The sequence below is a fragment of the Lacinutrix cladophorae genome, from assembly GCF_053604645.1.
On record NZ_JBSHNR010000110.1, the window covers coordinates 107,030 to 122,137 of the forward strand.

Consider the following 15,108-nt stretch of genomic DNA (forward strand, 5'->3'; position numbering starts at 1 on the left):
AAAATAAAAAAGAGGATTGATAAAGTATCAATCCTCTTTGTTTAATTATAGTATTACTGTATTATTTTTTTATAAAAGGTAAAGAAATTGTATTTCCTTCTTTTGCTATTTGAATAAAGTACATACCGTTACTTAATGCCGAGGTGTTAATTGATAAATCGGCATTACTTGAAACTGTATTATTCATAATGACTTGACCTAGCATGTTATGAATTTTATAACCGTCAGGTAAATCGTTATTAGATAACGAAATGTTTAAAGTGTTTGTAGTAGGGTTAGGGTATAGGCTTATGCTATTTAGTGCATATTCGTCTATACTTAAACTAGTAAGAACATTTATAGTATAATCTTCAACCTCACCGTCTAAACCTATTTCGCAAGATGTTGGAAATTGATTTTCATCCGGATCTGTATATTTAGTTGTTACTCGCATAGTTGTATTACCAAGAAGAGCTTCGTTAGGAATAGTGACAGTTAATGGAGAATTAGCAGAAAGTAAACTTGTTAATGTTGTATCTCCAGGGTTAGTCCCTAAATTATATTGCTCTCCTGGGTCGTCAAAACTACAGTTTTGATTCCAATCAATCCATACATAAGTTATTGTTTGATAATTGCCATCAGGATTGTAATAAACAGATAAATCATAGTCGCTTTCACGGTTCACATTTGTAGATAAATTAGTAAAATCACTATAGCCAACATCACCAAAAGGGTTATTATTTAAGTTATCAATGGTATTAAAAGTAACTCCAGTTGTACTTGTAAGGTAATTATCTGTTGCATCTCCAGAAGAAGCACAAGCAGAACCTGTAATCGTAAAGTTACCACTATCTGAATTGTTACCCAATTGATCATCCGTAGCACCATTAGGGTTGCTAAGTGTTACATTGAAAACATGTGTGCCAATTGCTGCAGTAATTTGTGGAACATAAATAATTTCCGATTCGTTTAAGTCTAAAGAACCCGTCCAGTTTATTGTTGTGTTTGTACCACTGTCTAAATTATAGTTAATAGTAGCAGATGTTAATGTAATGTTCCCTTTGTTAGTAATAGTTAATTCTGGAGTAATTGAGTAATCAGAGCAGTTAGCTACGTTTAAATTTTCAATTTCAATTTGGCCATCTAAGTCTTCAATTTGTGCTGGTGCACAAGCATTAGATGAATTTAATTCCATTCTGCGAGGAGAAACACTCATTACTGTTTGTATTCTATCCATTTGATCTTGTGTAAAAGTATCCATACAATAATCATAGGAATAATCCATATAGTTTTGGTATTGATCTGCCGAACCACAACTTGTTACTGCAGCACAATCGTAATTTGCGCTATCTGAAGCTGGAGTGTCGTCACAATAGTCATCAGCAGTACATCCGCCATCTCCCCAAATATGACGTAACCCTAGCCAGTGACCAACTTCGTGAGTCATAGTTCTTCCTAAGTTATATTGTGCATTTAAAATAAAAGAACCATCATCTAAATCAATAGTTCCCATTGCGTTATAACCTGCAACAACACCATCGGTATCAGCACCTCCTCCTGAAGTGTTTAGTCCAGCTAATCCTGAATTACTTGGAAATTGAGCATAACCTAAAAGACCGTTTAATCCTCCGTTTTGTAGGCTTAGTCCTCCTGGACGAATTACCCACATATTTAAATATTTTGTAGGGTCCCATTGTGTGTTTGCTTTCATGATTTCTACGTCTGCGGTAGTTTCCCAGTCAGGACCACTCAAAAAACCATCCGTTACATTGTTGCTGTAAGGCGTAATAACATGTCTTACGATTCCTGTGGTTGCAACACCATTTTCATCTTGTACTGCCATACAAAAGTTGATTTCTGTATCTACAGCTAAACCTGTTGTATTAGCACCACCACGAGTACCAGTTAGTTTTCTATAATCTTCATTCATTACTGTGATTTGAGACATTGCTTGCGCATCTGTAATGTTCTCACCAGTACCTAAGGCATCACCATCATGAATAATATGAATTACTACAGGAATGTTGTATACTGTTCTATTGGTTGCTCTATTTGCTTTTGTTTCTAAAATTTTTGGAGCTAACCAAGCTTCAAATTCTTCTGTAGATAAACGTTCTGGGTATTTTTGTTTTAATAAAGCTTCATTTTCTACCGTTAAACATCTTGCAAAACCAGTTTGGCTTAAAGATTCTAGTGTTTCAGGGGTAGGATCAAATACTTGAGATGATCTATTGCTTGCTGTGCTTTTTGATTTTTCTTGAGCATATCCAGTAACAGTAACCTGAAATGTTAAGAACAAAACAAAAAGTTTAAAAGTAATTTTTTTCATTTTTTATTATTAAATAGTTGAATTAAATATCAAGAGATAAAAATAGTGATTTTTTTTTAAGCATGATTATTTCTTCGTGGAAAGTGTGTTTTTTAGTGATTAAAAGTTGTTACGATAAGCCAAAGCATGAATCTTTTTTTTGTTAAAAAAGGGGTATTAATAAAATATATTCCTATTTTTATTCCTTATAGTAATCATTAATTCATTCTTAATCATGAAAATAAAACTACATTATGTATTCTTTCTAGCAATACTTTTTAGTTATTCTTTAAGTTTTGGTCAAAACAACTTTTGGTCCAAAGTTTCTAAAGAAAGCTTAAATAATTCTGAAAAGGTAGACAGAGCATCACAACCAAAAGAATATGAAGTATTCCATTTAGATTTAAATAGTTTAAAAAATGCATTAATAAATGCACCTTTAGCTGAGTCTGTAAGTGGAAGGTCTAACTTAGTTATAGAATTTCCTATGGAAGGAGGGAATTTCGAAAAGTTTAGTGTATCCGAGTCTCCTATAATGGAAGCAGGCCTTGCTGCACGCTATCCAATGATAAAAACATATAAAGCAATAGGGGTAGATGACCCTACAGCTACTATGCGATTTAGTGTAACCCAATTTGGATTACATGCCATGTCATTGTCTGGTAGTAGAAGTTCTGTTTATATTGACCCTTACACGGAAGACAGAGCAACCTATATTGCATATGACAGAGTTTCTTTAGGTCAAGATACACAAAGTTTTGAATGCTTAGTAGAGGAAAATATAGATTTATCATCTTTAAAAATGGATAGAGGTTCAAGTAGAAATGATATCGATGATCGAAAATTAAGAACCTATCGTTTAGCACAGTCATGTAATGGGGAGTATGCACAAATATTTGCTGGAACTGGTACTGAAGCGCAACAAAAAGCAAATGTTCAAGCTCAAATGGCTGTCACAATGAATAGAGTTAATGAAATTTATGAACGTGACTTAGCAATTCGTTTAGTTTTTGTAGCTAATAATGATGAGGTTATTTATTTAAACCCTTTAACAGATCCATGGGGTGGAGAGTTTAATACAACAACTGCACAAACATTAGATAATGTTATAGGAGTAAGTAATTATGATATTGGGCATAATTTTAATACCACTGGAGGTGGGAGTGCAGGTTGTTTAGGCTGTGTATGCGCTAGTACTTCTCAAAGTAGTTTTCATAAAGGGAGAGGATATACAGGAAGGTCTAATCCTACAGGAGATGCTTTTGATATAGACTATGTTGCACACGAAATGGGACATCAATTTGATGGTTGGCATTCTATGAATACGTGTAGTCGTTCTGGAAACGGTACTACAGAAGTAGAACCTGCTTCAGGAAGTTCTATAATGGGCTATGCAGGAATTTGTGCAACCAATGTTCAATCTAATAGTGATGCACATTTTAATTACGTAAATATTAGAGATATTTCTACTAATATCCAAACTGGAGTTAGTAGTTCTTGTGATGTAGAAACGAGCTTAGCTAATCAACCACCTGTTGCAGATGCTGGAGCAGATTATTCTATTCCACCTAGTACGGCTTATGTTTTGCGTGGTGCTGCGACAGATCCTGATGGGACAGCTTCTTTAACATATAACTGGTCACAAAATGACCCAGACAGAGCTCCTGGAGATGGAAGTCCAGAATCTACATGGACAGTTGGTCCTTTATATAGATCTATATTGCCTACCACATCGCCAGATCGTTACATGCCTAGTTGGAGTGATGTTGTTGCAGGTAATTTAACACCAACTTGGGAGGTAACTCCAAGTGTTGGAAGAGAAATGAATTTTTCTTTTATTGTTCGAGATAATGGAAGCGGTTTGGCAGAAGGTATTGGTCAAACAGATGCAGATTTAATGGTTGTTAATGTACAAGACGGACAGCCTTTTACTGTTGTTTCTCCTCCGGCTTGGGGTTCAGGAAGTGCACAAACACTAACATGGAATGTTGCTGGTACTAATACAGCACCTATTAATTGTCAAACTGTAAATATTAAATTCTCTACAGATGGAGGGTTAACTTTTCCAACAACATTAGCTTCAGGGGTTGCAAATGATGGTTCTGAAATAATTAATGTGCCTGCAATTGCTGATACCGATTCTGCAAGGGTAATGGTTGAAGCTGCCGATAATATCTTTTATGCGCTATCCGATACTTTTTCCATATCTAGTGCGCCATCATTTGCAATGAGTAGTCCTGTTGTTAACCAATCTGCGTGTAATATAGATATGGTATCTTACAATGTAGACTTTTTTGTAGTTAATGGGTTTAACGAAACAACAACTTTTAGTGCTGTTGGAAATCCAGCAGGATCTATAGTGACTTTTACTCCAGAAACTTTAAATGCTAACGGGCAAACAGTTATGGAGGTGTCTAATTTATTAGGAGCAGCTGAAGGAGAATATACAATTACGGTTACTGGAACTTCTACTTCAGAAACAAAAACAGTAGAGGTGGTTTTAGATGTTGTAGATGGTTTATGTACTTCTGTTGGTAATATGACAGATAATTATCTTACCAGTACAACAGGTGTTATTTTTAATACCATTAATAATTTAGACAATAATCCGGGAGGAGATGTTGGATATACTGACTTTACAGGATTATCCACCGATGTAAATAGAGATAGTACTTATGATTTGACTGTTAACATGAATACAGATGGAGCGTATACTTGTTATTCTGTAGCATGGATTGATTGGAACCAAAATTGTTTATTTGAAGCTAATGAAGCGTACGATTTAGGTTCTGCATATAATACAGCAAATGGCCCTGCAGGGAATTCTCCTTTAGCAATTACTGTTCCTTCAGATGCTGTTCTTGGTAGTACCACAATGCGTGTAACTACTAAATGGAATGGAGCTGCTACTTCATGTGAAAATAATCATGATGCTGAAGTGGAGGATTATAGTGTTAACGTAATGACTTCTTTAAGTGTTTCTGAATTTACAAGTGATGCTATTCAAGTATTTCCTAATCCTAATAACGGAGCGTTTACAATAAAACTAAACTCTAATTCAGGTAACGCTATTGGTGTTGTTGTTTATGATATTAGAGGAAGAAAAGTGTATAATAATAGTTTTATAAATCATTCTAGTTTTAATCAAACTATTGAATTAGGTAATGTGCAATCTGGTGTGTATTTATTAAATATTACAGATGGTGATAGACGAATTACGAAAAAAGTAATCGTGGAATGATAATTACTGAGGATTTAAAATAAAAAAAGGAAGCCAATTGGCTTCCTTTTTTTATTTTCCGTTAAAAGCATTCATGGTATTATTTATTCCTGCTGTACCAAAGGATTTGATGATTTCATAACCTTTTTCTAAGCGTTCACGAAGTTTGGCGTTTTCTTCATCTGTCCATTCTCCTAGAACATAATCGACTTGTTTTCCTTTGCTAAAGGCATCACTTATACCAAATCTAAATCTGTTATACTTTGTAGTGTTTAATTTGTCTTGTGTGTCTTTTAATCCATTATGACCTCCATCACTTCCTTTGGTTTTAATTCTAATACTTCCAAAAGGTAAGTTTAAATCGTCTGTAATAACCAATAAATTTTCTAAAGGTATTTTTTCTTTTGTTAGCCAATATAATATAGCTTTTCCGCTCAAATTCATATAGGTACTTGGCTTGAGTAAAATAAAGGTTCTTCCTTTAAATTTATAAGTGGTTATATCTCCAAGTTTTTGAGTCTCAAATAATAAATCTTCTTTTTCTGCTAAAAAATCTAATATTTTAAAACCAATATTATGTCTGGTATTGGCGTATTTTTCTCCTATATTACCTAGTCCAACAATTAGAAATTTTTTCATATAATCTATTTCTTCTACTTTATGTGTAGTCGTCTTTTTTTTGAAAAGAGCTTTTAAGAAATTACACATAGTAGTTTTTAGTTTTTTGTAAAAATAAAAAAAGCATTCTGAATACACAGAATGCTTTTAAAATTGTATAAATAAATAAATTTATTCTTGAGCAGTTTCTTCTGCTGGAGCTGCTGCTGCATCCTCATCATCTTCATCTTCATCGTCAACAACTGCAGTTCTAGAAGTCTTAACTTGACAGATAACTGTGTTTTCAGAATGTAATAAAGTGTATTTTTCTTGATTTAAATCTCTTACAGATACTTTATCTCCAATTTTTAAAGGAGTAATATCTATTTCGATTAAATCTGGTAAGTTAGCAGGCAATGCTTTAACACGTAATTTACGGTTGTTTTTTCTTAAAACACCACCATTTTTAACACCTTTAGAATTTCCTATTAAACTTACAGGGATATTTAATGCAATTTCTTTATCATCAAATAATTGGTAGAAATCTATGTGTAAAATTCTATCTGTTACTGGGTGAAATTGAATGTCTTGTAATACCGCATTAAATGTTGTTCCGTTAGCAAGCTCAATCACAACTGTATGCGCATTTGGCGTGTATACTAATTTAGAGAAAGCTAATTCTGGTGCAGAGAAATGCACTGGTTTATCTCCTCCGTATAATACGCAAGGAACCTGACCAGCATTACGTAAGGCTTTTGTTGCTTTTTTGCCTACGCTTTCTCTTTGAGATCCGTTGATTGTAATTGATTTCATTGTTTTGTTTTTATATTAATTATTAATTACATTAAAAATTTGGAGCTAATCGATTTGTTGTGATGTACGTTTTGCATCACTTCGGCAAATAAATTAGCTGCGCCTAATACTTTAATTTTAGAACTTTCTTTTTGAATAGGAATAGAATCTGTTACTATTAATTCTTCAAGTTTAGAGTTTTCAAGCTTTTCGTATGCATTACCAGATAAAATAGGATGTGTACAAATTGCTCTAACGCTTAATGCACCTCTTTCCATCATTAAATCTGCAGCTTTTGTTAAAGTTCCAGCGGTATCTACCATATCATCCACTAATACTACATTTTTTCCAGTAACATCTCCAATGAGTTCCATGTGAGAAATTACGTTCGCTTTAGCGCGTTGTTTGTAACAAATTACAACATCACTTTCTAAAGCTTTAGAATATGCATATGCTCTTTTAGAACCTCCCATGTCTGGAGAAGCAATAGTAAGATTTTTTAAGTTTAGTTCTTTTAAATATGGTAAAAATATGGTGGAAGCAAACAGGTGATCAACAGGTTTTTCAAAGAAACCTTGTATTTGATCTGCATGCAAATCCATAGTGATTATTCTAGTCGCTCCAGCAGTTTCTAGCATTTTTGCCACTAATTTAGCAGCAATAGGCACTCTAGGTTTGTCTTTTCTGTCTTGTCTAGCCCAACCAAAATAAGGAATAACTGCTGTAATGTGTCTTGCAGATGCACGTTTTGCAGCATCTAACATTAATAACATTTCCATTAAGTTTTCTGGACCAGGGTTTGTAGAACCAATAATAAAAACACGAGTTCCACGAATAGATTCTTCATAAGATGGTTGAAATTCTCCATCACTATAGGTGGATGTAATTACATTACCTAAATGTGTACCATAAGCATCAGCGATTTTCTGAGCTAAAACTTTACTTTGCATACAAGAAAAAATCTTAGCTTCAGTAATGGTGTTTGACATGATTAATCTATTATTAATTAGGCTTTTAAATGCCCTGTTTTTTATTGAGGTGCAAATTTAGAGTTTTTTTTCATTCTATAAAGCATTTCTGTGCTATTTTTAAAGGTTTTATAGAAAAATAAATTAGTTTTGCAATTCAAGATTGCTCAAGTGGCGGAATTGGTAGACGCGCTGGATTCAAAATCCAGTTCTTTCGAGAGTGTGGGTTCGATTCCCACCTTGAGTACAAACCTTAACAGAAATGTTAAGGTTTTTTATTTTAAATTGTATATTTACCCACAACCCAAATACTTAATTTATGCTAGATGAATTCTGGTTTAACGTTCAATATGGTGTAAACCATGTGTTAGACATTAATGCTTACGATCATGTACTTTTTTTAATAGTTCTTGCTGTCCCTTATATTTTTAAAGATTGGAAACGAGTATTAATGCTGGTCTCTGTTTTTACTTTAGGACATACATTATCTTTAATTTTGGCTGCCTATAATGTGGTTGCTGTAAATGGTAAGTTAGTAGAGTTTTTAATTCCAATTACAATATTAATAATGGCTATTTTTAATGTGTTTACAGCTGGTAAAACAGCTAAAAGTGATAAGGTTGGTGTTTTGTTTTTCTCTACACTCTTTTTTGGTTTAGTGCATGGTCTTGGTTTTGCAAGAGAGTTTAAAATCATGGTGGGTAAAACAGAAAATAAATTGGTAACACTTTTAGAGTTTGCTCTAGGTATAGAGTTAGCTCAAATAATTATAGTTTTTGTTGTACTCTTTTTAGGCTTTTTAATGCAAACCATTTTTAGGTTTTCTAAGCGCGATTGGGTTATGGTAGTCTCTGCTATCGTAATTGGTTTAGTAATACCAATGATAATTGCAAGTGATCTACTTAGCTAATTACTAAAGTTTTGGTAAAACTTTAACTTACAAGTGTTGTAATTAAAATACATAGCAAGTATCTTCGTTATACGACTTTGCGTGAAGGATTGAGGTATTGTTGGAGCTCATTTTAATAGCGACTACCGAAAGCCTGACCTGAAGTATGCGAAAGGACACGCCCAAAAAATAATATATGTCAGAAAAAAAGAAGCTTAAGTATGATAAAGCGTATTTAAGAATAGCAACAGAATGGGGGAAATTATCTGCTTGCGAACGTAAACAAGTTGGTGCATTAATAGTTAAAGACAGAATGATTATTTCTGATGGATTTAATGGAACACCAACTGGTTTTGAAAACTTTTGTGAAGATGAAGAAGGTTATACAAAATGGTATGTGTTGCATGCTGAAGCTAACGCTATTTTAAAAGTAGCATCTTCTACACAATCCTGTAAAGGAGCTACTTTATATATTACCTTGTCTCCATGTAAGGAGTGCAGCAAGCTAATACATCAAGCTGGAATTGTAAGAGTGGTTTATAACCAAACATATAAAGATGATTCTGGATTGCGCTTTTTAGAAAAAGCAGGAATAGAATTACAATTATTAGAAGATTTAAAAGCATAATGAATAACACAAAAAAATACCTACCATTAATTCTTGGAGTTGCAATTGCGATAGGTATTTTTATTGGTGGAAAATTAAACTTTACAGATTCTTCGGATAGATTATTTACCTCTAATAGCAAAAAAGATAAATTAAACAGACTTATAGATTATATAGATTATGAGTATGTAGACGATGTAAATACAGATAGCATAGTAGATGTAACTGTAAATGGAATTCTTGAAAACCTAGACCCACATTCTATATACATTCCTAAAGAAGACATGCAGCGCGTTAGCGAAAACATGAAAGGAGATTTTGTTGGTATTGGTGTTAGTTTTTACCCTTATAAAGATTCTATAGCAGTTATAAGAGCTGTAAAAGGAGGTCCTAGCGAAAAAATTGGTATTCAAGGAGGAGATAGAATACTCTTTGCAAATGCCGATACTTTGTTTGGGAATAATTTTTCAAATACTGAAATTGTTTCTAAATTAAAAGGAAAAATAAATACAGAAGTAAATTTAAAAGTATTTAGGAAAGGAGAAGAGGAATTACTTGATTTTAAAGTAAAAAGAAGTCATGTGCCAATTGTTAGTGTAGATGCTGCATATATGTTGACAAATACTTTAGGTTATGTAAAAATAAACCGATTTGCAGAGTCTACTTTTAAAGAGTTTAAAACAGAGTTAAGGAAGCTTAAAAACCTTGGGGCTACACAAATTGCTCTAGATTTAAGAAATAACCCTGGAGGTTTTTTAAATATTGCAGAACAAATTGTAGATGAATTTTTAGAAGATGATAAACTCATTTTGTTTACAAAAAACAAACGCGGCACTATAGAAAAAAGTTTTGCAACAAAAAAAGGAGACTTTGAAAAAGCAGATGTTTTTGTGCTTATAGATGAAAACTCTGCATCTGCAAGCGAGATTGTTGCTGGAGCATTACAAGATAACGATAAAGGAATCATTGTTGGTAGACGTTCTTATGGGAAAGGTTTGGTGCAACGCGAAATGCAACTTGGTGATGGTAGTGCAGTACGTCTAACCGTTTCTCGCTATTACACGCCAACTGGTAGGTCGATACAGCGTTCTTATGAAAAAGGGAATAAAGATTATTACGACGAATATTTTTCACGTTTAGATAGTGGAGAATTACTAGATCCAGAAAAAATTGAAGTTGCCGATTCTCTAAAGTTTACTACACCAAAAGGGAAAATAGTGTATGGAGGTGGTGGTATTATTCCAGATGTATTCGTGCCATTAGATTTAAGCATGCAAAATGATACATTTTTATATTTACAGCAAACCGGTTTTTTAAATTATTTTGTTTTCGAGCAATTAGATAAGCAAAGAGAAGCCTACGATAATTTAACACAAGAAGATTATGTAAATGATTTTATTATTACCGAAGATGTTGTGCAAGATTTCCAAGAATATTTAAGAGAACGCTTAAATAGAAATATTACCTTTTTAACGTTTAAAGAAGAAATAAAATTACTTATTAAAGCTGCTTTAGGCGAGCAGTTATTTGGAAAAGGTACTTATCAAGAAGTAATAAACCAACAAGATATTATGATTGAAGAAGTTGTTAAATTAAGCGAAGAAAACTAATTAAATTTTATCATGTACTTTGGTGTGTGTGCCATTGTTCCAAATGGTTAAAATGTCTGTAGCAACATGTGCTCCACTTCCAGAAGCAATAGCAAATTGACTTCTCCATCCAGCTAAAGTTCCTGCAACATATAAATTGTCTTCTATTTTATGGTCTATACTTTTTAGCCAAACTCTGTCTTTTTCTTTTACTGCTCTTGGGTGAGGCTCAATATAGTCTTCTAATCCTTTTATGTTTATTAAATTGGTGTAACCAACAGCAATTACAGCTAACTTCGTTTGATAGGTTTCTTTATTAGTATATATAGTATAGCCAGTTTCAGTTTTTCTAATTTCGCAAACTTTCTCGTTTTCTATTTGTGTGACGTGAGGGTATTGTGAAGTTAGTTGTTTTAAGCCATCTTCTAAAATAGAAGCTCCATTGGTTCCTGGTTTTAAACCTAGTACATTATTAAATAATGCATTTTGTAAATGCGATGTTTTTTGGTGTGTAAAAACACCAATACGCTTGTTATTCGCAAAGGGTTTGTTTTTAGCCGAACCTAAAACTAATGCACAAGACATTCCTGCCGCTCCACCACCAACAATAAGTACGTCAAACATTATTTTCTGTTATTTAGTTGGTTGTTTACTTTTTTAGAAAGTCTTAAAACTTGCAGTAATGCAATTGCACATAATGAAGCAAAAATAGTAATTAGCGCAACTACACTTTGTCCTTCAAATAGGTTGTTAAAATCTATTTGTGTAATATTAAAAATAATTAAGCCAATAGCTATAATGGTGAATATAATGGTAAATACTTTCATGTACTTTTATTTGTTAATAGGCACTATAATATCTGTGATTTTGTTTTTCAGATTAAACTTTTTAACCCTAACATTTCCTCTATATAAAAAGTGCTTTAATATTGTGTGCAAATAACTTTACTGCAATAGCTAAAAGGATAACTCCAAAAACTTTTCTAATAATGCTAATCCCGTTTTGGCCAATTAGTTTTTCAATTCTAGCAGAAGTTTTTAATACAATAAAGATAATTAAAACATTGAATAAAACGGCAACTATAATATTTTCTATTCTGTATTCGGCACGTAAAGATAGTAAAGTGGTTAAACTTCCTGGTCCAGCAATTAATGGAAATGCTAACGGAAAAACAGAAGCTGTCATTGCACTGTTTTCTTCTTCCTTATATAAAGTAATCCCAAGAATCATTTCTAGAGCAATAAAAAATAAGATAAAAGAGCCTGCTACTGCAAAACTATTAACGCCTACACCAATTAGGGAGAGTATATTTTGTCCTAAAAACAAAAAAATAATCATTATTACACCAGCAATAATAGATGCTTTTTCACTTTGGATGTGGCCTACTTTTTTTCGTAAATCAATAATTATTGGAATGTTTCCTATAATATCAATTACAGCAAATAGTATCATAAATGCTGTAAATATTTCTTTAAAATCAAGTTGCATTGTTTTCGCTTTTAAATTTCGGTGCAAATGTCGGTATAAAAAAAGGATTCATAACATTAAATAATCGTAAATTTTATGTGCTTTAATTGTTCGTTTTTTTAGTGTAATATCTAGTATATTTGTAACATGTTTCAACTAGGAAAAACAATTATATCTGAAGATATTGTACAAAAAGATTTTGTATGTAACTTATCTGCCTGCAAAGGTGCTTGTTGTATAGATGGAGATGCTGGTGCACCTTTAGATAAAGAGGAGGTTAAAATACTTGCAGATATTTATTCGAAAGTAAAACCATATTTACGTAAAGAAGGTATTGCTGCTATTGAGGCCCAAGGTACTTCTATTGTTACTGATTTTGGCGATTTAGAAACACCGTTAATTAATGGGGCAGATTGCGCATATGTGATTTTTGATGATAAAAAAACTGCACTTTGTGGAATTGAAGAGGCCTATAATCAAGGAGATATAGATTGGAAAAAACCAGTGTCCTGTCATTTGTATCCAATTCGAGTGAAAGAGTATTCCGAGTTTTCTGCTGTAAATTATGATAAATGGGAAATTTGCGATGATGCATGTACGCTTGGTGCAGAACTTCAGGTGCCAGTTTATAAATTTGTTAAACAGGCTTTGATTAGGAAGTTTGGTGAAGATTGGTATGCCGAATTAGAAAAGGTTGCAGCAACCATGAAAAAATAAGTATTAAGCTGTTCTTAGTTTAATTTCTTCCGTAGGGATTTCTATTATTACTTTTGTTCCGCTAGCTTGATTATTTGCATTGTATAAATCTATTATTTCAAGTGTATAGTCGTTTGTGAATTGTTTCGAGAAATTTTCTAATCGTTCTTTAGTGATAGAGATACCAACAGATTTTCGTTTTAGTGTTTTTTGTTTGTTGATTTTTTCGGAAGCAACTCTACCTATGCCATTATCTGTTATGTAGATAGAAACGGCATTATGTTTTGGTTTTTCAATATGTACATGAATCTCTTTGTTTTTTGTTTTAGAAGATAAACCATGCCACAAGGCATTTTCTAAAAATGGTTGTAAAATAAGAGATGGTACTTTGATGGTTTCGGTATTTACATTTTTATCAATATCTACTTTGTATTTAATTTCATTATCAAATCGTATGTTTTCAATGTTCATGTAAAGTGTCATTGTTTCTATTTCTTCTGCTAAAGAAATCTCTTTTTCTGTAGATGCGACTAAAATTTTTCGAATTAGTTTAGAAAACTTGTTTAAATAGTAAACGGCGTTTTCCTTTTCATTATTTATAATATATAATTTAATAGAGTTGAGAGTATTGAAAATAAAATGTGGATTCATTTGATTGCGCAACATATCTTGCTCCAACATGATGATTTGTTTTTCGCTTTTTAACCTTTTCTGTCTATTTAAAACAAATAAAATTCCTAAGGTTAATACAGCTCCAAATACACTTAATAAAAGGATTCTTCTATTTTGTGCTAAGCGCAGTTTTACTATTTCATTTTCACTGGCTAACTCTTTTATTTGATTGTTTTTCTTTTCGCTTTCATATTTAATTACCAAATCATTTACATATTGTAAATTTCTTTCGTTAGTTACTGTTTGGTCTAGGGCTACATGTGCTTTGTAATATTCGTTAGATTTTTTATAGTCTCTTTTTAATTCGTATACTTTAGAAAGATATTTGTAAGCATCAATTTTTGATGACACTAAATTGTAATCATTCGATGTTTTTAATCCTTTTGTTAAGTTCTTTTCCGAAATTTCAAATTTGTTTTGTTTTAATTGTAGCCATCCTAAATTAATGTAAACTGGTGCAATGTGATATTGATCATTTAATTGTAATGCTTTTTGTAAAGCAAAGTTAAGTGTGGTTTCTGCTTCTTTAAATTTTTCTTGTTTTATATAAATTACACCAATACTGTTGTAGCATATTACACGACCAATATCAGAATTTATCTGACTGTTATAATCTAAAGATGTTTTGTAGTCTGCAAGCGCATCTTCTAGTAAGCCTTTGCTTTCTTTTACGTATCCAATGTTTTGATAGTTAATGGCTAATCCTAGTTTATTGTCTAAAGATTTTTCAATTTCTAAAGATTGGTTAAATTGAATTAGCGCTAAATCATATTGTTTTAATGCTAAATAAATGTTTCCCATACTATTTCTGGAAACAGCAATACTTCGTTTTAAGTTTATGGAAGGTTGTTTTTCGGTTTCAGCAAGATCTAAAGCTTGTTTGTGAAAATCTAACGCATAACGAATTAAGTCTAGCCTTCTGTTTACTACACCAAGCATGTTTAAGCTTATTACTTGTAATTCTAAATTATTCGCTTGTATTGCTAATTCTTGCGCTTGTTTATGAAGCGCTAAAGCTTCATTGTATTTAGAGGTGTTTCTATAAAAAATACCTATCATGTTTAAGGCATAACTTTCCCCTTCTAAGTATTTTGCTTCTTTACTTTTAATAGACAAGTAACGCATTTTAATGGTGTCGTTACTAATGGGGTTAAAAAGAGAATAAAGCTCTTGATAACTACTCGGTTTTCTTTCTAAAAGTTCTTCTATTTGTGCATTAAAATTGGTGTCTACAGGTTGTTGTGCATGTAGATTGTTTGCTAACCAGAAAACTATAATTAGTTTTAAGCACTTTAATATCGTCTTTTTTAGTTTTTGCATGTGC

At 32.3% G+C, this 15,108-nt stretch carries 13 protein-coding genes and 1 tRNA gene; 6 read left to right on the forward strand and 8 right to left on the reverse strand.

Annotated elements, in window-relative coordinates:
- Nucleotides 1-61 precede the first annotated feature (61 nt).
- Complete coding sequence (locus ACVC3Y_RS07865) at nucleotides 62-2,308, reverse strand: M43 family zinc metalloprotease (RefSeq protein WP_303422989.1); 2,247 nt, start codon at nucleotides 2,306-2,308, stop codon at nucleotides 62-64.
- 214 nt (nucleotides 2,309-2,522) lie between these two features.
- Here ACVC3Y_RS07865 and ACVC3Y_RS07870 point away from each other — a divergent pair, with 214 nt between their 5' ends.
- A complete protein-coding gene (locus ACVC3Y_RS07870) occupies nucleotides 2,523-5,528 on the forward strand; it encodes a reprolysin-like metallopeptidase (protein ID WP_452226579.1) in 3,006 nt (1,001 codons plus the stop codon).
- A gap of 51 nt (nucleotides 5,529-5,579) precedes the next feature.
- Here ACVC3Y_RS07870 and pth read toward each other — a convergent pair whose 3' ends face one another.
- The 3 genes from pth to ACVC3Y_RS07885 form a co-directional block, all read right to left on the reverse strand.
- Nucleotides 5,580-6,215: an aminoacyl-tRNA hydrolase gene (gene pth, locus ACVC3Y_RS07875; RefSeq protein WP_303422981.1), complete on the reverse strand. Its 636-nt coding sequence runs from the start codon at nucleotides 6,213-6,215 to the stop codon at nucleotides 5,580-5,582.
- An 81-nt stretch (nucleotides 6,216-6,296) separates the two neighbouring features.
- The gene (locus tag ACVC3Y_RS07880; protein WP_452226580.1) at nucleotides 6,297-6,917 is read right to left on the reverse strand and encodes a 50S ribosomal protein L25/general stress protein Ctc; all 621 of its coding nucleotides are present in this window, start codon (nucleotides 6,915-6,917) and stop codon (nucleotides 6,297-6,299) included.
- A gap of 26 nt (nucleotides 6,918-6,943) precedes the next feature.
- The gene (locus ACVC3Y_RS07885) at nucleotides 6,944-7,885 is read right to left on the reverse strand and encodes a ribose-phosphate pyrophosphokinase (RefSeq protein ID WP_303422975.1); all 942 of its coding nucleotides are present in this window, start codon (nucleotides 7,883-7,885) and stop codon (nucleotides 6,944-6,946) included.
- A gap of 144 nt (nucleotides 7,886-8,029) precedes the next feature.
- Between ACVC3Y_RS07885 and ACVC3Y_RS07890 the strand changes: the two genes are divergently transcribed.
- The 4 genes from ACVC3Y_RS07890 to ACVC3Y_RS07905 all read left to right on the forward strand — a co-directional run bounded on the left by ACVC3Y_RS07890 (nucleotide 8,030) and on the right by ACVC3Y_RS07905 (nucleotide 10,970).
- Nucleotides 8,030-8,111: transfer RNA gene (locus tag ACVC3Y_RS07890), tRNA-Leu, on the forward strand.
- A gap of 72 nt (nucleotides 8,112-8,183) precedes the next feature.
- Nucleotides 8,184-8,774, forward strand: a complete 591-nt coding sequence (locus ACVC3Y_RS07895) for a HupE/UreJ family protein (protein ID WP_303422972.1) — start codon at nucleotides 8,184-8,186, stop codon at nucleotides 8,772-8,774.
- A gap of 175 nt (nucleotides 8,775-8,949) precedes the next feature.
- On the forward strand, nucleotides 8,950-9,381 hold the full coding sequence (locus ACVC3Y_RS07900) for a deoxycytidylate deaminase (protein ID WP_303422969.1): 432 nt from the start codon (nucleotides 8,950-8,952) through the stop codon (nucleotides 9,379-9,381).
- Nucleotides 9,381-10,970, forward strand: coding sequence for a S41 family peptidase (locus tag ACVC3Y_RS07905; RefSeq protein WP_452226581.1), 1,590 nt, complete (start codon nucleotides 9,381-9,383; stop codon nucleotides 10,968-10,970). The genes ACVC3Y_RS07900 and ACVC3Y_RS07905 overlap by 1 nt, the downstream gene beginning before the upstream one ends.
- On the opposite strand, the gene ACVC3Y_RS07910 is transcribed toward ACVC3Y_RS07905, so the two are convergent.
- The 3 genes from ACVC3Y_RS07910 to ACVC3Y_RS07920 form a co-directional block, all read right to left on the reverse strand.
- On the reverse strand, nucleotides 10,971-11,573 hold the full coding sequence (locus ACVC3Y_RS07910; RefSeq protein ID WP_452226582.1) for an FAD-dependent oxidoreductase: 603 nt from the start codon (nucleotides 11,571-11,573) through the stop codon (nucleotides 10,971-10,973).
- Nucleotides 11,573-11,776: a hypothetical protein gene (locus ACVC3Y_RS07915; RefSeq protein WP_452226583.1), complete on the reverse strand. Its 204-nt coding sequence runs from the start codon at nucleotides 11,774-11,776 to the stop codon at nucleotides 11,573-11,575. The genes ACVC3Y_RS07910 and ACVC3Y_RS07915 overlap by 1 nt, the downstream gene beginning before the upstream one ends.
- Before the next feature lie 79 nt (nucleotides 11,777-11,855).
- The gene (locus ACVC3Y_RS07920) at nucleotides 11,856-12,437 is read right to left on the reverse strand and encodes a MarC family protein (protein WP_303422957.1); all 582 of its coding nucleotides are present in this window, start codon (nucleotides 12,435-12,437) and stop codon (nucleotides 11,856-11,858) included.
- A gap of 126 nt (nucleotides 12,438-12,563) precedes the next feature.
- Here ACVC3Y_RS07920 and ACVC3Y_RS07925 point away from each other — a divergent pair, with 126 nt between their 5' ends.
- On the forward strand, nucleotides 12,564-13,133 hold the full coding sequence (locus tag ACVC3Y_RS07925) for a DUF3109 family protein (RefSeq protein WP_303422954.1): 570 nt from the start codon (nucleotides 12,564-12,566) through the stop codon (nucleotides 13,131-13,133).
- A 3-nt stretch (nucleotides 13,134-13,136) separates the two neighbouring features.
- On the opposite strand, the gene ACVC3Y_RS07930 is transcribed toward ACVC3Y_RS07925, so the two are convergent.
- Complete coding sequence (locus ACVC3Y_RS07930) at nucleotides 13,137-15,104, reverse strand: tetratricopeptide repeat protein (RefSeq protein WP_303422951.1); 1,968 nt, start codon at nucleotides 15,102-15,104, stop codon at nucleotides 13,137-13,139.
- Nucleotides 15,105-15,108: the final 4 nt, after the last annotated feature.